Raw genomic sequence first — 16,164 nt, 5'->3', positions numbered from 1 at the left:
CCTGATTTTATTACATGGAGAATATACTATGCCGGTAGGTATTTTTGTTTGCAGCGGTTCATTACTCGTCGGCGCGATTGCAGGCGCCTCACTCAACCGATTTATCCCGGATCACTTTAAAAAAACGCTACCGCTTATTTCCGGTTTAATCTCTATCAGTATGGGCGTGTTCTTCCTTAACAAACTCATCAATCTGCCACCCATTGCGCTGGCCGTTATCATCGGCACGATTATTGGCGGCCTGTTGAATATTGAGAAGTGGATTGAGCGGGCGGGAACACAGCTGCGAACGCCCATCGAGCGCATTTTTCCAGGCCAAAACAACGCAGGCGTAGAAGCGGAGGATTTTATGAACCAGTTTATCGCGGTGCTGATCCTGTTCTGCGCCAGCGGTACCGGTATTTTTGGCGCCCTAACCGAAGGGATGACCGGCGACCCGACCATTCTGCTGACCAAGTCGATACTCGACTTTTTCACCGCCGCCATTTTCGCTTCGACGCTGGGCTACATTATCACCGCGATTTTTATTCCCCAGCTGATCATCTTCGTGATTCTGTTCTTCGCCGCCACGTTTATTATGACGTTGATAAGCCCATCGATGATCGCTGATTTTACTGCTTGCGGCGGAATTATTATGCTGGCGACCGGTTTTCGGCTTTGCGGTATGCGCCATTTCCCTACCGCCAACATGCTACCGTCACTGCTGCTGGTGATGCCATTTTCCACCGCCTGGCAGCAGTTTGTCGCCTGAAGCGTTAGCCCTTTTTCGCCTTCGCCAGCATCGCCTTGATATTCGCGACGTTGGCCTGGCCTTTATGCATGCGTTCTTCCGCAGAGATGACTTTTCGCTCCTGCTCCCAAATCAGATCGTCTTGCGGGAGCTCGAGCAGGAAACGGCTCGGTTCCGGGCGCACCAGCTCGCCATACTGTCGGCGCTCTTTGCACAACGTGAAAGTCAGTTCTTTCTGGGCGCGGGTGATACCGACGTAGGCCAGCCGCCGTTCTTCATCGACGTTATCTTCATCAATACTGCTCTGATGCGGCAGCAATCCCTCTTCCATTCCTACCAGGTAAACATACGGGAACTCCAGCCCTTTTGAGGCATGCAGGGTCATCAACTGCACCTGATCCAGCTCTTCATCCGATTCGCCGCGTTCCATCATATCGCGCAGGGTAAAGCGGGTAACCACCTGCGTCAGCGTCATCGGCTCGTCTATCTCACTGCCTTCCAGCATCTCGGTCATCCAGGTGAACAGCTGGTTGACGTTTTTCATCCGCATTTCCGCGGCTTTCGGGCTCGGCGAGGTTTCATATAGCCAGGACTCATAATCAATCCCGCGAATTAAATCCCGCACGGCATTGACCGGTTCACGCTCGGCCAGTTGCTGAATTTCCCGCAGCCAATGGGTGAAACGAGTGAGAGATTCATACCCGCGCCCGGTCAGCGTCTGGCTTAACCCCATATCAAAGCTGGCGGTGAATAAGCCTTTGTTACGGCTCATCGCCCATTCGCCCAGCTTTTGCAAGGTCGCCGGGCCAATCTCGCGTTTCGGCGTATTGACGATGCGCAGGAAGGCGCTGTCGTCATCCGGGTTGGTAAGTACGCGCAGATAGGCCAGCAAATCTTTAATTTCCGGGCGCGAAAAGAACGACGTGCCGCCCGAGATTTTGTACGGGATGCGGTTTTGCATCAGCATCTTTTCAAAAACCCGCGACTGGTGATTACCGCGATAAAGGATGGCGTAATCTTTGTAGTTGGTTTTATTAATAAAGTGATGGGCTATCAGTTCGCCAGCGACGCGCTCCGCTTCATGATCTTCGTTATTGGCGGAGAGCACTTTCAGCTCGGTGCCGTAGCCAAGTTCAGAGAACAGCCGCTTTTCAAAGACGTGTGGGTTATTGGCGATCAAAATATTGGCGGCCTTCAGAATACGCCCTGATGAACGGTAGTTCTGTTCAAGCTTGATCACCTGCAGCGCCGGAAAATCCTGGCTTAGCAGCACCAGGTTCTGCGGCCGCGCGCCGCGCCATGAGTAGATCGACTGGTCATCATCACCCACCACGGTAAAGCGCGCGCGCTGCCCCACCAGCAGCTTCACCAGCTCATACTGGCTGGTGTTGGTATCCTGATACTCATCCACCAGCAGGTAACGGATCTTATTCTGCCAGCGCTCGCGCACCTCTTCATTACGCTGCAGCAGCAGCGTCGGCAGCAGGATCAGGTCGTCAAAATCGAGGACGTTGCAGGCCTTCATATGCGCATCATAGAGCCCATAGCAGTGGGCGAAGATGCGGTCCCGTTCGCCTTTCGCGCCAGCCGCCGCCTGCGCCGGCGTTTTCAGATCGTTTTTCCAGTTGGAGATCGTCGAGATCAGCTGCTGCAACACCACTTTGTCATCTTCGATCAACCCTTCGGTGAGTTCTTTCAGCAGCGCGACCTGGTCGGTATCATCGAACAAAGAAAAGTTGGATTTCATTCCCAGCGCGGCGTATTCGCGTTTGATGATATCCAGCCCCAGGGTGTGGAAGGTGGAAATCATCAGCCCGCGCGCCTCTTTGCGCCCCAGCGTTTGCCCGACGCGCTCTTTCATTTCGCGCGCGGCCTTGTTAGTAAAGGTGACGGCCGCGATATGGCGCGCCTGATAGCCGCAGCCGCGGATCAGGTGGGCGATTTTATTCGTAATAACGCGGGTCTTACCGGAACCGGCGCCCGCCAGCACCAGGCACGGTCCGGTAACGAATTCGACGGCTTGTTGTTGGCCAGGGTTTAAACGCATGGGAATATTGCTCAATCTTCGAACGGGGTGTGGATTGTAGCAGAAAGCGAGGCCGAGATTTACCGGCTGATGGTAAAGTGTCAGCCACGCAATTCATCCTGAGGCTTCGGTAATGGCAAAAAGCGCAGCGGCCCTGCATATTCTGGTCAAAGAAGAAAAACTGGCACACGAGATCCTCGCCAAGCTGGAACGGGGCGTCAGCTTCGATCATCTGGCGAAGCGCTACTCAAAATGTCCGTCCGGACGCCATGGCGGCGATTTGGGGGAGTTCCAGCAGGGCGCGATGGTCGCTCCGTTTGATAAAGCCGTGTTCAGCTGTCCGCTGCTCAAACCCTATGGCCCGGTACAAACCAAATTTGGCTACCATATCATCAAGGTGCTGTATCGCCGCTAGCGCGTGTTACTATGGCGCCCTGATTTATCCCAACTCAATCAAGGCGCAATCATGGCTAAAACAGCGGCAGCACTGCATATCCTGGTAAAAGAAGAGAAACTGGCTCTCGATCTGCTTGAGCAGCTCAAAAACGGCGCCGACTTCGGCAAGCTGGCGAAAAAACACTCTATCTGCCCGTCAGGAAAACGCGGCGGCGATCTGGGCGAATTCCGCCAGGGCCAGATGGTTCCGGCATTCGATAAAGTGGTTTTCTCCTGCCCGGAACTGGAGCCAACCGGCCCGCTGCATACCCAGTTCGGTTACCACATCATCAAAGTGCTGTACCGGAAATAAACAACAAGGCCTTCTCAAAGAGAAGGCCTTTAATGTTTGCCCCCTCTCCCTGTGGGAGAGGGTTGGGGTGAGGGCATCCGCCCGCACCTTTTGTTTTATTAGCCGGCAACCGCGATACGCTTCATATCGGTCATATACCCGCGCAGTTTTTTACCCACCGCTTCGATAGCGTGGCTGCGAATCGCTTCGTTCACGTCGCGCAACTGAGCATTATCTACCGCGCCTTCGGCAATCGCTTTGCCCAGGTCGCCGGTCTGCAGAGTGGTCATGAACTCTTTCAGCAGCGGTACGCAAGCATAAGAGAACAGGTAGTTACCGTATTCTGCGGTATCGGAGATAACCACGTTCATTTCATACAGACGCTTACGGGCGATTGTGTTGGCGATAAGCGGCAGCTCGTGCAGCGATTCGTAATAAGCGGACTCTTCGATGATGCCGGAATCAACCATGGTTTCGAAGGCCAGTTCAACGCCCGCTTTCACCATTGCAATCATCAGTACGCCTTTATCGAAGTACTCCTGCTCGCCGATTTTACCTTCATACTGCGGCGCGGTTTCGAACGCGGTTTTACCGGTCTCTTCACGCCAGGTCAGCAGTTTTTTGTCGTCGTTCGCCCAGTCAGCCATCATGCCGGAAGAGAATTCGCCGGAGATGATGTCATCCATATGTTTCTGGAACAGCGGCGCCATGATCTCTTTCAGCTGTTCGGACAGTGCGTAAGCGCGCAGTTTCGCCGGATTAGACAGGCGATCCATCATCAGGGTGATACCGCCTTGCTTCAGCGCTTCGGTGATGGTTTCCCAACCGAACTGAATCAGTTTTTCCGCGTAGGCCGGATCGGTACCTTCAGCCACCAGCTTATCGAAGCACAGCAGAGAACCCGCCTGCAGCATGCCGCAGAGGATGGTCTGCTCGCCCATCAGGTCAGATTTCACTTCCGCCACGAAGGAGGATTCCAGAACGCCCGCACGATGGCCGCCGGTCGCCGCTGCCCAGGCTTTGGCAATCGCCATGCCTTCGCCTTTCGGATCGTTTTCCGGGTGGACGGCGATAAGCGTCGGTACGCCGAAACCGCGTTTGTACTCTTCACGAACTTCGGTACCCGGGCACTTAGGCGCCACCATCACCACGGTGATGTCTTTGCGGATCTGCTCGCCCACTTCAACGATGTTGAAGCCGTGGGAGTAACCCAGCGCCGCGCCGTCTTTCATCAGCGGCTGTACGGAACGCACAACGTCAGAGTGCTGTTTGTCCGGAGTCAGGTTGACGACCAGGTCAGCCTGCGGGATCAGCTCTTCATAGGTACCCACTTTGAAGCCGTTTTCCGTCGCTTTACGCCAGGATGCGCGCTTCTCGGCGATCGCTTCTTTACGCAGCGCATAGGAGATATCCAGGCCGGAGTCACGCATGTTCAGACCCTGGTTCAAGCCCTGCGCGCCACAGCCGACGATGACTACTTTTTTACCCTGAAGATAGCTTGCGCCATCGGCAAATTCATCGCGCCCCATAAAGCGGCATTTGCCCAGCTGAGCCAGCTGCTGGCGCAGATTCAGTGTGTTGAAGTAGTTAGCCATGGTGATACCTCGTGATGTTGTGTTGTCGTGCTTATTGTTCGGTTCGCGTTTTGCGAGAATGAACCCACTATATGACAGGAATTTCGTTGCGAAAATTGATATATTCACAACATCACATTGCAATAACTGCAACGTTATTCTCAGGGGATTGAGCCATGGATTTACGCGATCTGAAAACCTTTCTGCATCTGGCGGAAAGCCGCCATTTTGGCCGCAGCGCGCGGGCTATGCATGTCAGTCCCTCCACGCTTTCGCGGCAGATTCAACGCCTGGAAGAGGACCTCGGCCAGCCGCTGTTCGTTCGCGATAATCGCACCGTGACCCTAACCGAGGCCGGCGAAGAACTCCGCACCTTTGCCCAGCAGACTTTATTGCAGTATCAGCAACTGCGCCACGCCATCGACCAGCAGGGGCCGTCACTCTCCGGCGAGCTACATATTTTCTGCTCCGTGACCGCCGCTTACAGCCATCTGCCACCGATTCTCGACCGCTTTCGCGCCGCGCATCCTTCGGTAGAGATAAAGTTATCGACCGGCGACGCCGCTGATGCGATGGAAAAAGTGGTCACTGGAGAAGCCGATCTGGCCATTGCTGGTAAGCCGGAGACGCTGCCGGGCTCGGTGGCGTTTTCGATGCTGGAAAATCTTGCGGTGGTGCTGATTGCCCCGGCGTTACCCTGCCCGGTGCGCAATCAGGTCACGGTCGAGCATCCCGACTGGGCAACGGTGCCGTTTATCATGGCCGATCAGGGGCCGGTGCGCCGCCGCATCGAGCTGTGGTTCCGCCGCCATAAAATCAGCAATCCATCCATTTACGCCACCGTCGGCGGCCATGAAGCCATGGTATCTATGGTCGCCCTCGGCTGCGGCGTGGCGCTACTGCCGGAAGTGGTGCTGGAAAACAGCCCCGAGCCGGTACGTAATCGCGTGATGATCCTCGATCGCAGCGATGAGAAAACGCCATTTGAGCTGGGCGTCTGCGCACAAAAAAAGCGGCTGTACGAGCCGCTTATTGATGCGTTCTGGAAAATACTGCCTAACCACTAGCCCGCGAGGAAAAAGCGGAACGCCGGGTTATGGGTTTCGTCATGACACTCGTAGCCCAGTTCATTAAGACGGGTTTCGAAGTCCGGCTCATGCTCGCCAAGCTCAAACGCCGCCAGAACGCGGCCAAAATCGGTGCCGTGGCTGCGATAGTGGAACAACGAAATATTCCAGTGGGTGCCCAGGGTGTGCAGAAACTTGAGCAGCGCGCCAGGCGATTCCGGGAACTCGAAGCTAAACAGGCGCTCCTGCAGCGGTTTAGACGGTCGTCCGCCGACCATATAGCGCACGTGCAGTTTCGCCATTTCGTCATCGGAAAGATCGACCACGCTGTAGCCGCCTTCGCTTAGCAGATCGAGGATCTCTTTGCGCTCATCCAACCCGCGGCTCAGCCGCACGCCAACGAAAATACAGGCATCTTTGGCATCGGCAAAACGGTAGTTGAACTCGGTAACCGAACGGCCGCCTAGTAGCTGACAGAACTTAAGGAAGCTGCCTTTCTCTTCCGGTATCGTCACCGCCAGCAGCGCTTCGCGCTGCTCCCCGAGCTCGCAACGCTCCGAAACGTAGCGCAGTCCGTGGAAGTTGACGTTGGCGCCGGACAGGATGTGAGCCAGACGCTCACCGCGGATGTTATGCTGGGCGATATACTTTTTCATCCCTGCCAGCGCCAGCGCGCCGGAGGGCTCCGCTACCGCCCGCACATCTTCGAACAGATCTTTCATCGCCGCGCAGATAGCATCGCTATCAACGGTGATGATGTCGTCCAGATACTCCTGGCATACACGGAACGTTTCATCGCCGATGCGCTTCACCGCCACGCCTTCAGCGAACAAACCGACGCGCGGCAGATCCACCGGGTGGCCGGCATCCAGCGCCGCCTTCAGACACGCCGAGTCTTCCGCTTCCACCGCTATCACTTTAATCTGCGGCATCAGCTGCTTGATCAGCACCGCCACGCCTGCCGCCAGACCGCCGCCGCCAACCGGGACGAATACGCGGTCAATGTGGGCATCCTGCTGCAGCAGCTCCAGCGCCAGCGTTCCCTGACCGGCGATAACCATCGGGTGATCGAACGGCGGCACCCAGGTAAAACCCTGCTGCTGCGCCAGCTCGATCGCGCGGGCTTTCGCTTCGTCAAAGTTGGCGCCGTGCAGTAGCACTTCGCCGCCAAAGCCGCGAACGGCATCGACTTTGATATCGGCGGTCGCTACCGGCATCACGATCAGCGCCTTAACACCCAGCCGGGAGGCAGAAAACGCCACGCCCTGCGCATGATTACCCGCCGAAGCGGTGATCACACCATTTGATTTTTGTTCCGCCGTCAGGCCGGACATCATCGCGTAGGCGCCGCGCAGCTTAAAGCTATGCACCGGCTGGCGGTCTTCGCGTTTCACCAGGATAACGTTATCGAGACGCGAAGAGAGCTTGTCCATTTTTTGCAGCGGGGTTTTCTGCACCGCTTCATAAACCGGCGCGCGCAGTACCGCCCGGAGATACTCCGCCCCCTCAGGGGCGGCGGATAGGGGTTGCGACTCGGCCATGATTAACCCCCAAGTTTTGATTTATCGCGCACGGCGCCCTTGTCGGCACTGGTCGCGAGGCTGGCGTAAGCGCGCAGCGCGAAGGAGACCTGGCGCTCGCGGTCTTTCGGCGTCCACGCCTTATCGCCACGCGCTTCTTGCGCTTCGCGACGGGCGGCGATTTCGGCATCGCTGAGCTGCAGTTGGATACCGCGGTTCGGAATATCGATAGCAATCATGTCGCCATCTTCGATGATAGCGATGTTGCCGCCGCTCGCGGCTTCCGGCGATACGTGGCCGATGGAAAGCCCGGAGGTGCCGCCGGAGAAACGGCCATCGGTGATCAACGCGCACGCTTTGCCAAGACCCATGGACTTGAGGAAGGTGGTCGGATAGAGCATCTCCTGCATTCCCGGCCCGCCTTTCGGCCCTTCATAGCGAATAACCACGACGTCGCCTTCCACGACTTTGCCGCCGAGGATAGCCTCAACCGCTTCGTCCTGGCTTTCATAAACTTTCGCCGGGCCGGTAAATTTCAGGATGCTATCGTCGACGCCAGCGGTTTTGACGATACAGCCGTTTTCGGCAAAGTTACCGTACAATACTGCCAGGCCACCGTCTTTACTGTAGGCATGTTCCAGAGAACGGATACATCCCTCAGCGCGATCGTCATCCAGCGTATCCCAGCGGCAATCCTGCGAGAACGCCTGGGTAGTACGGATCCCCGCCGGACCGGCGCGGAACATTTTTTTCACCGCGTCGTCCTGGGTCACCATCACATCGTACTGTTCCAGGGTCTGCGGCAGCGTCAGGCCAAGGACGTTTTTAACATCGCGGTTGAGTAACCCCGCGCGATCCAGCTCGCCGAGAATACCCAGCACGCCACCGGCGCGGTGCACGTCTTCCATATGGTATTTTTGCGTACTCGGCGCCACCTTACACAGCTGCGGCACTTTGCGGGACAGCTTGTCGATATCACTCATGGTGAAGTCGATTTCGGCTTCCTGCGCCGCCGCCAGCAGGTGCAGTACGGTATTGGTTGAGCCGCCCATTGCGATATCGAGAGTCATGGCGTTTTCAAATGCCGCCTTGCTGGCGATATTGCGCGGTAGCGCGGAAGCGTCGTCCTGCTCGTAGTAGCGTTTGGTCAGTTCAACGATACGTTTACCGGCGTTGAGAAACAGCGCTTTACGGTCGGCATGGGTCGCCAGCAGAGAACCATTACCCGGCTGCGACAGACCTAATGCTTCGGTCAGGCAGTTCATTGAGTTCGCGGTGAACATCCCCGAGCACGAACCGCAGGTCGGACAGGCGGAACGCTCCACCTGTTCGCTCTGATCGTCAGAGACTTTCGGGTCTGCCCCCTGAATCATGGCATCAACCAGATCCAACTTGATGATTTTGTCAGACAGCTTAGTTTTCCCGGCCTCCATCGGGCCGCCGGAAACAAAGATCACCGGAATATTCAACCGCAGGGAGGCCATCAGCATCCCCGGGGTGATTTTGTCACAGTTGGAGATACAGACCATGGCATCGGCGCAGTGGGCGTTAACCATGTACTCGACTGAATCGGCGATGAGCTCGCGGGATGGCAGTGAATAGAGCATACCCCCGTGACCCATGGCGATCCCATCATCCACCGCGATGGTGTTGAATTCTTTAGCGACGCCGCCCGCAGCTTCAATCTGCTCGGCAACCAGTTTGCCGAGATCGCGCAGATGCACGTGCCCTGGAACAAACTGGGTAAAGGAGTTAACAACGGCGATGATTGGTTTGCCGAAATCGGCATCGGTCATCCCGGTTGCGCGCCACAGCGCGCGGGCGCCCGCCATATTGCGGCCATGTGTGGTGGTGGCGGAACGGTACTTAGGCATGCTCTTTTTACTCCCATCTCTGTTTATGCAATGGGACGGTGCGTGCCGTCCCATTTTTAATCACTTACTTACCGGATCCAGCCAGCCCCATTTATCTTCCGTTTCACCGGTGAAGAGGCCAAAGAAGGCTTCCTGAATGCGTTTGGTCACCGGACCGCGGCGGCCTGCGCCGACCTGGATACCGTCAACGCTGCGTACCGGCGTGATTTCCGCAGCGGTACCGGACATGAACACTTCATCCGCCAGGTACAGAGATTCGCGGGACAGCACCTGCTCGCGGACTTCGATACCGAGATCTTTCGCCAGCTTGATGATGGCGTCGCGGGTGATACCCGGCAGCGCGGAAGAGGTAAACGGCGGAGTAAACAGCACGCCATCTTTCACCTCAAACAGGTTTTCGCCTGCGCCTTCGGAGATATAGCCGTTAACGTCCAGCGCGATACCTTCCTGATAACCGTGACGACGCGCTTCGCTGCCGACCAGCAGAGAGGAGAGATAGTTGCCGCCCGCTTTCGCTGCGGTTGGGATGGTGTTAGGCGCCGCGCGGTTCCAGGAAGAAACCATCGCATCGATCCCCTGCTCCAGCGCTTCTGCGCCAAGGTATGCACCCCACGGGAACGCCGCGATGATAACGTCGGTTTTGTAACCGTCCGGCGGGTTAACGCCCATGCCAACATCGCCAACAAACACCAGCGGACGGATATAAGCGCTGGTCAGTTTATTGGTACGGATAACTTCGCGGCAGGCTTCCATCAGCTCGTCAACGCTCTGAGAAACCGGGAAACGGTAGATTTTGGCTGAATCATGCAGACGCTGCATGTGTTCACGATGGCGGAACACCACTGGCCCTTTGTGAGAATCGTAGCAGCGGATACCTTCGAATACCGAAGTCCCGTAGTGCAGCGCGTGGGACATGACGTGTACTTTCGCCTCGCCCCATGGAGTCATCTCGCCATTGAACCAAATGTAATCAGCTTTCTTCGTCGTCATTTTTTTTATTCCTCTGCGCTCAGGCGCGGATTTGTTGTGATGTGGGTTGCTGGATCTCGACGCAGGCGACGTCGACCAGTTTGCGTAACTGACTAAACAGTAATTCGACGGGCCGCTGGCTGGCAACGGTCAGTTCGATATTTATGTTTTGCGCATCCGACGCGGTTTCCATATTCATTGAGCAGATTTGAAAACCGCGATGGCGCACCACGCGCAGCACGCGTTCTAAGGTTTCGGGGTTGAAGCGAGCCTGTAAAGCGACCTGATGTTGCATCATGATAATTTCTCCAGCATTTCTGCATTACTGGCGCCGGGCGGCACCAACGGCCAGACATTCTCAAGTTCATCGATTGAGACATGAAGCAGGTATGGCCCCTGGCTCGAAAGCATGGTGTCGAGTGCCGCTTCAACCTGGTCTTTACGGGTGATGTGCTGGCCTGGAATGCCGAAAGCGCTGGCCAGCGTAAGAAAATCAGGATTATCGGTAAGCGTGGTTTCGCTGTAACGCTCCTGGAAGAACAGCTGCTGCCACTGGCGAACCATACCTAAACGTTGGTTATCCAGCAGCACGATTTTCAACGGTAACTGCTTGCGCTTAACGGTGCCCAGCTCCTGCACGTTCATCATGAAAGAGCCATCGCCGGAGATACAGATAACCGTATCGTCCGGGCGGGCCACCTGCGCGCCGACGGCTGCCGGCAGGCCGAAGCCCATGGTGCCCAGGCCGCTGGAAGTGATGAAATTTTCCGGACGGGTATAGGTCATGTGCTGGGCCGACCACATTTGGTGCTGGCCGACATCGGTCGTCACGACGCAATCCGCCGGTTTGCGATCGGAAAGCTGCTTGAGCAACAGCGGCGCGTAGATTGCTTCGCCGGGATGATCGTAGCGCCAGGCGTGCTCCGCGCGCAGCTGCGCGTTGTGCTCGCGCCACGCATCGATGGCCAACGGCTGCTGCAACGCTGGCAGCATGGCGTTTAAATCTCCAGTTAAGGCGACGTGCGCCTGGCGCAGTTTGTTCAGCTCGGCCGGGTCAATATCCATATGGATTACTTTGGCGTGCGGGGCAAAGGTATTCAGCTTGCCGGTCACCCGGTCATCAAAACGGGCGCCGACGGCAATCAGTAAATCGCACTCCTGCACCGCCAGATTTGCCGCCTTGGTGCCATGCATACCGAGCATGCCAAGGTAATACGGATAATCCGCGGCAACGGCGCCCAACCCTTTCAGGGTGCAGGTGACAGGCATCTGCGTCACCGCCAGAAATTCGCGCACGGCCGGTACCGCTTGCGCCATTCCGACGCCGCCGCCCACGTACAGCATCGGCTTATGGGACTGCGCAAGCATCGCTAACGCCTGCTCGACTTCTGCGTGAGGAAACTCAACATCGTCAGGAACGGTAGAGAAATGCGGATCTAATTCGCCTTTAGCCAGCTGGATATCCTTAGGGATATCAACCAGTACCGGGCCAGGACGGCCTGAGTTTGCCACCTGGAAAGCCTCCGCGATCACGCGCGGCAGCTCTTCCAACGACTGCACCAGGAAACTGTGTTTGGTGCAGGCCAGCGACAAACCGAGAACGTCCACTTCCTGAAAAGCATCGGTGCCGATAAACGGCGCCGCCACCTGGCCGGTGATCGCAACAACAGGCACGGAATCAAGTAACGCATCCGCCAAACCGGTGATCAGGTTGGTGGCGCCAGGGCCGGAAGTGGCGATGCAGACTCCGGTTTTGCCGGTCGCGCGGGCATAACCGATAGCGGCCATTGCGGCGCCCTGCTCGTGTCGACACAGCAGGTGTTCCACGCCGCCGTCATACAATGCATCGTAAACCGGCATAATCGCGCCACCCGGATAGCCAAATACCGTATCGACACCCTGTGTTCGCAAAGCATGTACCACCCACTGCGCCCCGTTCATAGTTACTTCCCCGTCATAGATCGGGAGAAACAGAATTTTATGCTAAAACCCATCTTCTGCTCCTCGCTTATGTTTTTTAAGTTATAAAAAAACCCCCGGACCTTTCGGTGCGGGGGTCTTAGTTCGTTAAGGCTTGATTTCTAAGCCTTTCCTCGTCCAAGTGCAGCCCCGCACGGTGGGATAATAATCACCACCACGCTAATCACGACCAGGCTAATCACTCGTAGAAGGGCTGTCATTTTCTGTTCTTTCTGGCTTCTTGTTCGAAGGAATACCTAAAGAGTTACCACAGACATCACATTAAGCACAAGATTTTTTTATGTTCCATTTTCTGATCTTGCTAACGATTTTTATTAAACCAGTTGTTTTTAAAAAGAAAAAAATAAAATGAAAAAAATTCAGCTTATTCTCGCGTTTGCTGCAGTGTTTCACGGCATTAAAACGGCTTCATGACGGATTTGCGCGCGTACTCCCAAGACAATGAAAATGCAAAACTTTGCAGGTAATTGTCTGGAACAGGCAACGTAAAGTTAAATATTCACAGGTTTATGAAACCGTTTGAATAGACATAATCATTCCGCTCAGGAGGCGTTATGTCACTCGCAATTGTCTATACCCGCGCGGCGCTCGGGGTCAGCGCGCCGCTAATTACTGTCGAAGTCCATATCAGCAACGGACTCCCCGGCTTGACGATGGTCGGTCTACCGGAAACCACGGTAAAGGAAGCCCGCGATCGGGTACGTAGCGCCATTATTAACAGCGGCTACAGCTTTCCAGCGAAGAAGATAACCATCAATCTCGCACCCGCCGATCTGCCCAAAGAAGGAGGGAGATATGATTTACCTATTGCTCTCGCGCTCCTGGTCGCTTCGCAGCAGCTTGCCGCACCGAAACTTAATCAGTATGAGTTTATTGGCGAATTAGCCCTTACAGGCGCGTTACGCGGCGTTCCAGGGGCTATATCCAGCGCTATGGAGGCAATAAAAGCCGGGAGGAAGATCATCGTTGCCGGAGATAATGCCGAAGAGGTCGGTTTGATTGGCGGCAATGAGTGCCTTATAGCCGGACACCTGCAGGAAGTTTGCGCGTTTCTGGAGGGGAAACATACTCTGCAGCCGCCAGCTGGCGAAATCGCGACAGACGACAATGATTATGACGATCTCGGCGATGTCATTGGCCAACAGCAGGGAAAACGCGCGCTGGAGATAGTCGCAGCTGGCGGTCACAATTTGCTCTTGATGGGTCCGCCGGGGACAGGAAAGACGATGCTCGCCAGCCGTTTACCGGGGCTTTTACCGCCGCTAACCAACCAGGAAGCGCTGGAAAGCGCGGCTATTCTCAGCCTCGTCAATGCTCATTACGTCACGCGCCAGTGGCGTCGGCGGCCTTTTCGCGCCCCTCACCATAGCGCTTCGCTAGCGGCGATGGTCGGCGGCGGCTCAATCCCGGCCCCTGGAGAGATCTCCCTTGCACATAACGGTATTCTGTTTCTTGATGAACTACCCGAATTCGAACGTCGGGTTCTGGATGCACTACGAGAGCCCATCGAATCAGGAAAAATTCATCTTTCCCGCACTCGGGCTAAGATTGATTATCCCGCAAGATTTCAGCTGATTGCCGCCATGAACCCCAGCCCAACAGGACATTATCAGGGTCAGCATAATCGGGCCACGCCGGAACAGACCCTACGCTACCTGGGCCGATTATCAGGGCCATTTCTCGACCGCTTCGATCTTTCGCTTGAAATTCCGCTCCCTCCGCCGGGCGTATTAAGCCGGGGTGGCGGCGGCGAAGAGCGAAGCGCCACCATCCGACTACGGGTATTAGCGGCGCGCGACAGACAGCTCGCACGGCAGAATAAACTGAACGCGCAACTGGATAGCGGGGAGATAAAAGTCTGGTGCAAGCTGAAAGAAGACGACGCGATATGGCTGGAACAGACGCTGTCACTATTAGGGCTTTCAATCCGCGCATGGCAACGTTTACTGAAAGTTGCGCGTACTATCGCCGATCTTAATGAGGATAGGGATATTGAACGTCATCATTTGCAGGAGGCGCTAAGCTACCGGGCTATCGACCGCATGTTAAATCACCTGCAGACGCTGATGGCATAAAAAAAGGGCTTTCGCCCTTTTTTTTTAATCGTCGCTTTCAGTGTAGTCTTCAGCGCCTTCAACCTGCGGCTTGCCGCCAGATAAGGTATGAAAACGCTTCGGACGTTTGATTCGCGCCATATACTTAATCCAAACGCGTTCCGCGTCGGTTACTGGCTCACGTTCGCCGTGACATACCGCAACGAACTGTTTTTCATCTTCGGTAACAGGCTCGCGTTTACCCAATTCCAGCTCATTAAAGGCGTAACCATGACGTTCAAGCAGTTGCGCCTCTTTGATGGTGAAATCACCGTGACGGGAGAACCCGCGTGGATAATTTTTATTGTCGAAAAAACGATTAGTCGTCGTAAAGCTTTCCGCCATCCTACACGCTCCTGATTCTTTGGCCGAGCTATTTATGGCGCGGAGTATTAGTTACGCTTGACAGAGCGTCAAACAAAACATTTAAATCATCACGACAAATAATTTTGCGGAGAAGAGTGTGGACACGGAATTGCTCAAAACTTTCCTTGAAGTGAGCAGAACTCGCCACTTTGGACGGGCAGCGGAAGCGCTTTATTTAACACAATCAGCGGTTAGCTTCCGCATTCGTCAGCTGGAGAACCAGTTGGGCGTGAATCTATTTACCCGCCATCGTAACAATATTCGCCTGACGTCAGCCGGCGAGAAACTGTTGCCCTATGCCGAAACGTTGATGAATACCTGGCAGGCCGCGCGTAAGGAGGTCGCCCACTCTTCTCGCCATAATGAATTTTCGATCGGCGCCAGCGCATCGCTGTGGGAATGCCTGTTGAACGGTTGGCTGGGGACACTCTACAACGATCCCTATAACCTGCAATTTGAGGCGCGGATAGCCCAGCGCCAGTCATTAGTAAAGCAGTTGCATGAACGCCAGCTCGATCTCCTGATCACCACTGAATCACCGAAGATGGATGAATTAAGCAGCCAGTTATTGGGTCATTTCACCCTGGCGCTCTATTGTGCCGCGCCGGGAAAAAATAAGAATGATTTGAACTATCTGCGCCTGGAATGGGGACCAGACTTCCAGCAAAACGAAGCGGGTTTGATCGGTAGCGACGATGTGCCGCTGTTGACAACGAGCTCCGCCGAACTGGCTTATCAGCAACTCAGTACGCTGAACGGTTGTACCTGGTTACCCGTTAGTTGGGCACAGCAGAAAACCGGCCTGCACACGGTGACCGATAGCGCGACGCTTTCACGTCCTCTGTATGCCATCTGGCTACAAAATAGCGATAAGCAGGCACATATTCGCGAGATCCTGAAAAGCAGCATCCTGGAATAGCGATCTGACTCCATGGATGGAGTGACCAAAAGGCAAGAAAGGCAGTGTGAGGGAAGAAATTAAAGACAAAAAAAATCCTTTGCCGAAGCAAAGGATTATATATGGCAGGGGCGGAGAGACTCGAACTCGCGACACCCGGTTTTGGAGACCGGTGCTCTACCAACTGAGCTACGCCCCTAAATCTTTCTCGCTATTAAGCCCGCTAATATAGCAGGCTTAATATGAATAAGTGGCGGAACGGACGGGACTCGAACCCGCGACCCCCTGCGTGACAGGCAGGTATTCTAACCGACTGAACTACCGCTCCACCGAATTTTTT

At 55.4% G+C, this 16,164-nt stretch carries 15 protein-coding genes and 2 tRNA genes; 6 read left to right on the top strand and 11 right to left on the bottom strand.

Going from position 1 to position 16,164, the window contains the following annotated elements; translation table 11 throughout:
- Nucleotides 1–28: 28 nt before the first annotated feature.
- Entirely contained in the window at nt 29–751 is a 723-nt protein-coding gene (locus PGR09_RS22970) for a DUF554 domain-containing protein (protein ID WP_063414949.1), read from the top strand.
- Between the two features lie 4 nt (nt 752–755).
- Here the strand turns inward: PGR09_RS22970 and rep are convergent, their stop codons facing one another.
- A complete protein-coding gene (rep, locus tag PGR09_RS22965) occupies nt 756–2,777 on the bottom strand; it encodes a DNA helicase Rep (RefSeq protein ID WP_015368891.1) in 2,022 nt (673 codons plus the stop codon).
- A gap of 112 nt (nt 2,778–2,889) precedes the next feature.
- On the opposite strand from rep, the gene ppiC (PGR09_RS22960) reads away from it, so the two are divergent.
- Nucleotides 2,890–3,171, top strand: coding sequence for a peptidylprolyl isomerase PpiC (gene ppiC, locus PGR09_RS22960; RefSeq protein WP_032709514.1), 282 nt, complete (start codon nt 2,890–2,892; stop codon nt 3,169–3,171).
- Nucleotides 3,172–3,222: 51 nt separating this feature from the next.
- The gene (gene ppiC / locus PGR09_RS22955) at nt 3,223–3,504 is read left to right on the top strand and encodes a peptidylprolyl isomerase PpiC (RefSeq protein WP_002883180.1); all 282 of its coding nucleotides are present in this window, start codon (nt 3,223–3,225) and stop codon (nt 3,502–3,504) included.
- Nucleotides 3,505–3,602: 98 nt separating this feature from the next.
- On the opposite strand, the gene ilvC is transcribed toward ppiC (PGR09_RS22955), so the two are convergent.
- The gene (ilvC, locus tag PGR09_RS22950; RefSeq protein ID WP_015703965.1) at nt 3,603–5,078 is read right to left on the bottom strand and encodes a ketol-acid reductoisomerase; all 1,476 of its coding nucleotides are present in this window, start codon (nt 5,076–5,078) and stop codon (nt 3,603–3,605) included.
- A 155-nt stretch (nt 5,079–5,233) separates the two neighbouring features.
- On the opposite strand from ilvC, the gene ilvY reads away from it, so the two are divergent.
- Nucleotides 5,234–6,124, top strand: a complete 891-nt coding sequence (gene ilvY, locus PGR09_RS22945) for an HTH-type transcriptional activator IlvY (RefSeq protein ID WP_015703964.1) — start codon at nt 5,234–5,236, stop codon at nt 6,122–6,124.
- Here ilvY and ilvA read toward each other — a convergent pair.
- From ilvA to ilvL, 6 genes are all read right to left on the bottom strand, one after another.
- Nucleotides 6,121–7,665 (bottom strand): threonine ammonia-lyase, biosynthetic, encoded by a 1,545-nt coding sequence (ilvA, locus tag PGR09_RS22940; protein ID WP_015368895.1) that lies wholly within the window; start codon nt 7,663–7,665, stop codon nt 6,121–6,123. The two genes, ilvY and ilvA, sit on opposite strands and share 4 nt — an antisense overlap.
- 2 nt (nt 7,666–7,667) lie before the next feature.
- A complete protein-coding gene (ilvD, locus tag PGR09_RS22935) occupies nt 7,668–9,518 on the bottom strand; it encodes a dihydroxy-acid dehydratase (protein WP_015368896.1) in 1,851 nt (616 codons plus the stop codon).
- Nucleotides 9,519–9,578: 60 nt separating this feature from the next.
- Nucleotides 9,579–10,508 (bottom strand): branched-chain amino acid transaminase, encoded by a 930-nt coding sequence (locus PGR09_RS22930; RefSeq protein WP_008807980.1) that lies wholly within the window; start codon nt 10,506–10,508, stop codon nt 9,579–9,581.
- Between the two features lie 19 nt (nt 10,509–10,527).
- Nucleotides 10,528–10,785, bottom strand: coding sequence for an acetolactate synthase 2 small subunit (ilvM, locus tag PGR09_RS22925; protein WP_015368897.1), 258 nt, complete (start codon nt 10,783–10,785; stop codon nt 10,528–10,530).
- The gene (gene ilvG / locus PGR09_RS22920) at nt 10,782–12,428 is read right to left on the bottom strand and encodes an acetolactate synthase 2 catalytic subunit (RefSeq protein ID WP_049056423.1); all 1,647 of its coding nucleotides are present in this window, start codon (nt 12,426–12,428) and stop codon (nt 10,782–10,784) included. Before ilvG ends, ilvM begins: the two co-directional genes overlap by 4 nt.
- Nucleotides 12,429–12,568: 140 nt before the next feature.
- Nucleotides 12,569–12,667 (bottom strand): ilv operon leader peptide, encoded by a 99-nt coding sequence (gene ilvL / locus PGR09_RS22915; protein ID WP_001311244.1) that lies wholly within the window; start codon nt 12,665–12,667, stop codon nt 12,569–12,571.
- Between the two features lie 354 nt (nt 12,668–13,021).
- Between ilvL and PGR09_RS22910 the strand changes: the two genes are divergently transcribed.
- Nucleotides 13,022–14,542, top strand: a complete 1,521-nt coding sequence (locus PGR09_RS22910; RefSeq protein WP_047045661.1) for a YifB family Mg chelatase-like AAA ATPase — start codon at nt 13,022–13,024, stop codon at nt 14,540–14,542.
- A 24-nt stretch (nt 14,543–14,566) separates the two neighbouring features.
- Here PGR09_RS22910 and PGR09_RS22905 read toward each other — a convergent pair whose 3' ends face one another.
- Complete coding sequence (locus PGR09_RS22905) at nt 14,567–14,905, bottom strand: DUF413 domain-containing protein (RefSeq protein ID WP_045362345.1); 339 nt, start codon at nt 14,903–14,905, stop codon at nt 14,567–14,569.
- A gap of 118 nt (nt 14,906–15,023) precedes the next feature.
- On the opposite strand from PGR09_RS22905, the gene hdfR reads away from it, so the two are divergent.
- Complete coding sequence (gene hdfR, locus PGR09_RS22900; protein WP_045395539.1) at nt 15,024–15,845, top strand: HTH-type transcriptional regulator HdfR; 822 nt, start codon at nt 15,024–15,026, stop codon at nt 15,843–15,845.
- 102 nt (nt 15,846–15,947) lie between these two features.
- Here hdfR and PGR09_RS22895 read toward each other — a convergent pair.
- Nucleotides 15,948–16,023: transfer RNA gene (locus tag PGR09_RS22895), tRNA-Trp, on the bottom strand.
- 52 nt (nt 16,024–16,075) lie between these two features.
- Nucleotides 16,076–16,152 (bottom strand) — tRNA-Asp (locus PGR09_RS22890).
- Nucleotides 16,153–16,164 lie beyond the last annotated feature (12 nt).

This window comes from Klebsiella sp. 141251 (assembly GCF_050600725.1).
Classification (GTDB): domain Bacteria; phylum Pseudomonadota; class Gammaproteobacteria; order Enterobacterales; family Enterobacteriaceae; genus Klebsiella; species Klebsiella aerogenes.
The sequence above is the reverse complement of the archived record's forward strand: the minus strand, read 5'-3'. Positions and strand labels throughout refer to the sequence as shown.

Bases quoted from the DNA above. Each gene is read 5' to 3' on its own strand.
- PGR09_RS22970 (WP_063414949.1), top strand. From the start codon at position 29: ATGCCGGTAGGTATTTTTGTTTGCAGCGGTTCATTACTCGTCGGCGCG.
- rep (WP_015368891.1), bottom strand. From the start codon at position 2,777: ATGCGTTTAAACCCTGGCCAACAACAAGCCGTCGAATTCGTTACCGGA.
- ppiC (WP_032709514.1), top strand. From the start codon at position 2,890: ATGGCAAAAAGCGCAGCGGCCCTGCATATTCTGGTCAAAGAAGAAAAA.
- ppiC (WP_002883180.1), top strand. From the start codon at position 3,223: ATGGCTAAAACAGCGGCAGCACTGCATATCCTGGTAAAAGAAGAGAAA.
- ilvC (WP_015703965.1), bottom strand. From the start codon at position 5,078: ATGGCTAACTACTTCAACACACTGAATCTGCGCCAGCAGCTGGCTCAG.
- ilvY (WP_015703964.1), top strand. From the start codon at position 5,234: ATGGATTTACGCGATCTGAAAACCTTTCTGCATCTGGCGGAAAGCCGC.
- ilvA (WP_015368895.1), bottom strand. From the start codon at position 7,665: ATGGCCGAGTCGCAACCCCTATCCGCCGCCCCTGAGGGGGCGGAGTAT.
- ilvD (WP_015368896.1), bottom strand. From the start codon at position 9,518: ATGCCTAAGTACCGTTCCGCCACCACCACACATGGCCGCAATATGGCG.
- PGR09_RS22930 (WP_008807980.1), bottom strand. From the start codon at position 10,508: ATGACGACGAAGAAAGCTGATTACATTTGGTTCAATGGCGAGATGACT.
- ilvM (WP_015368897.1), bottom strand. From the start codon at position 10,785: ATGATGCAACATCAGGTCGCTTTACAGGCTCGCTTCAACCCCGAAACC.
- ilvG (WP_049056423.1), bottom strand. From the start codon at position 12,428: ATGAACGGGGCGCAGTGGGTGGTACATGCTTTGCGAACACAGGGTGTC.
- ilvL (WP_001311244.1), bottom strand. From the start codon at position 12,667: ATGACAGCCCTTCTACGAGTGATTAGCCTGGTCGTGATTAGCGTGGTG.
- PGR09_RS22910 (WP_047045661.1), top strand. From the start codon at position 13,022: ATGTCACTCGCAATTGTCTATACCCGCGCGGCGCTCGGGGTCAGCGCG.
- PGR09_RS22905 (WP_045362345.1), bottom strand. From the start codon at position 14,905: ATGGCGGAAAGCTTTACGACGACTAATCGTTTTTTCGACAATAAAAAT.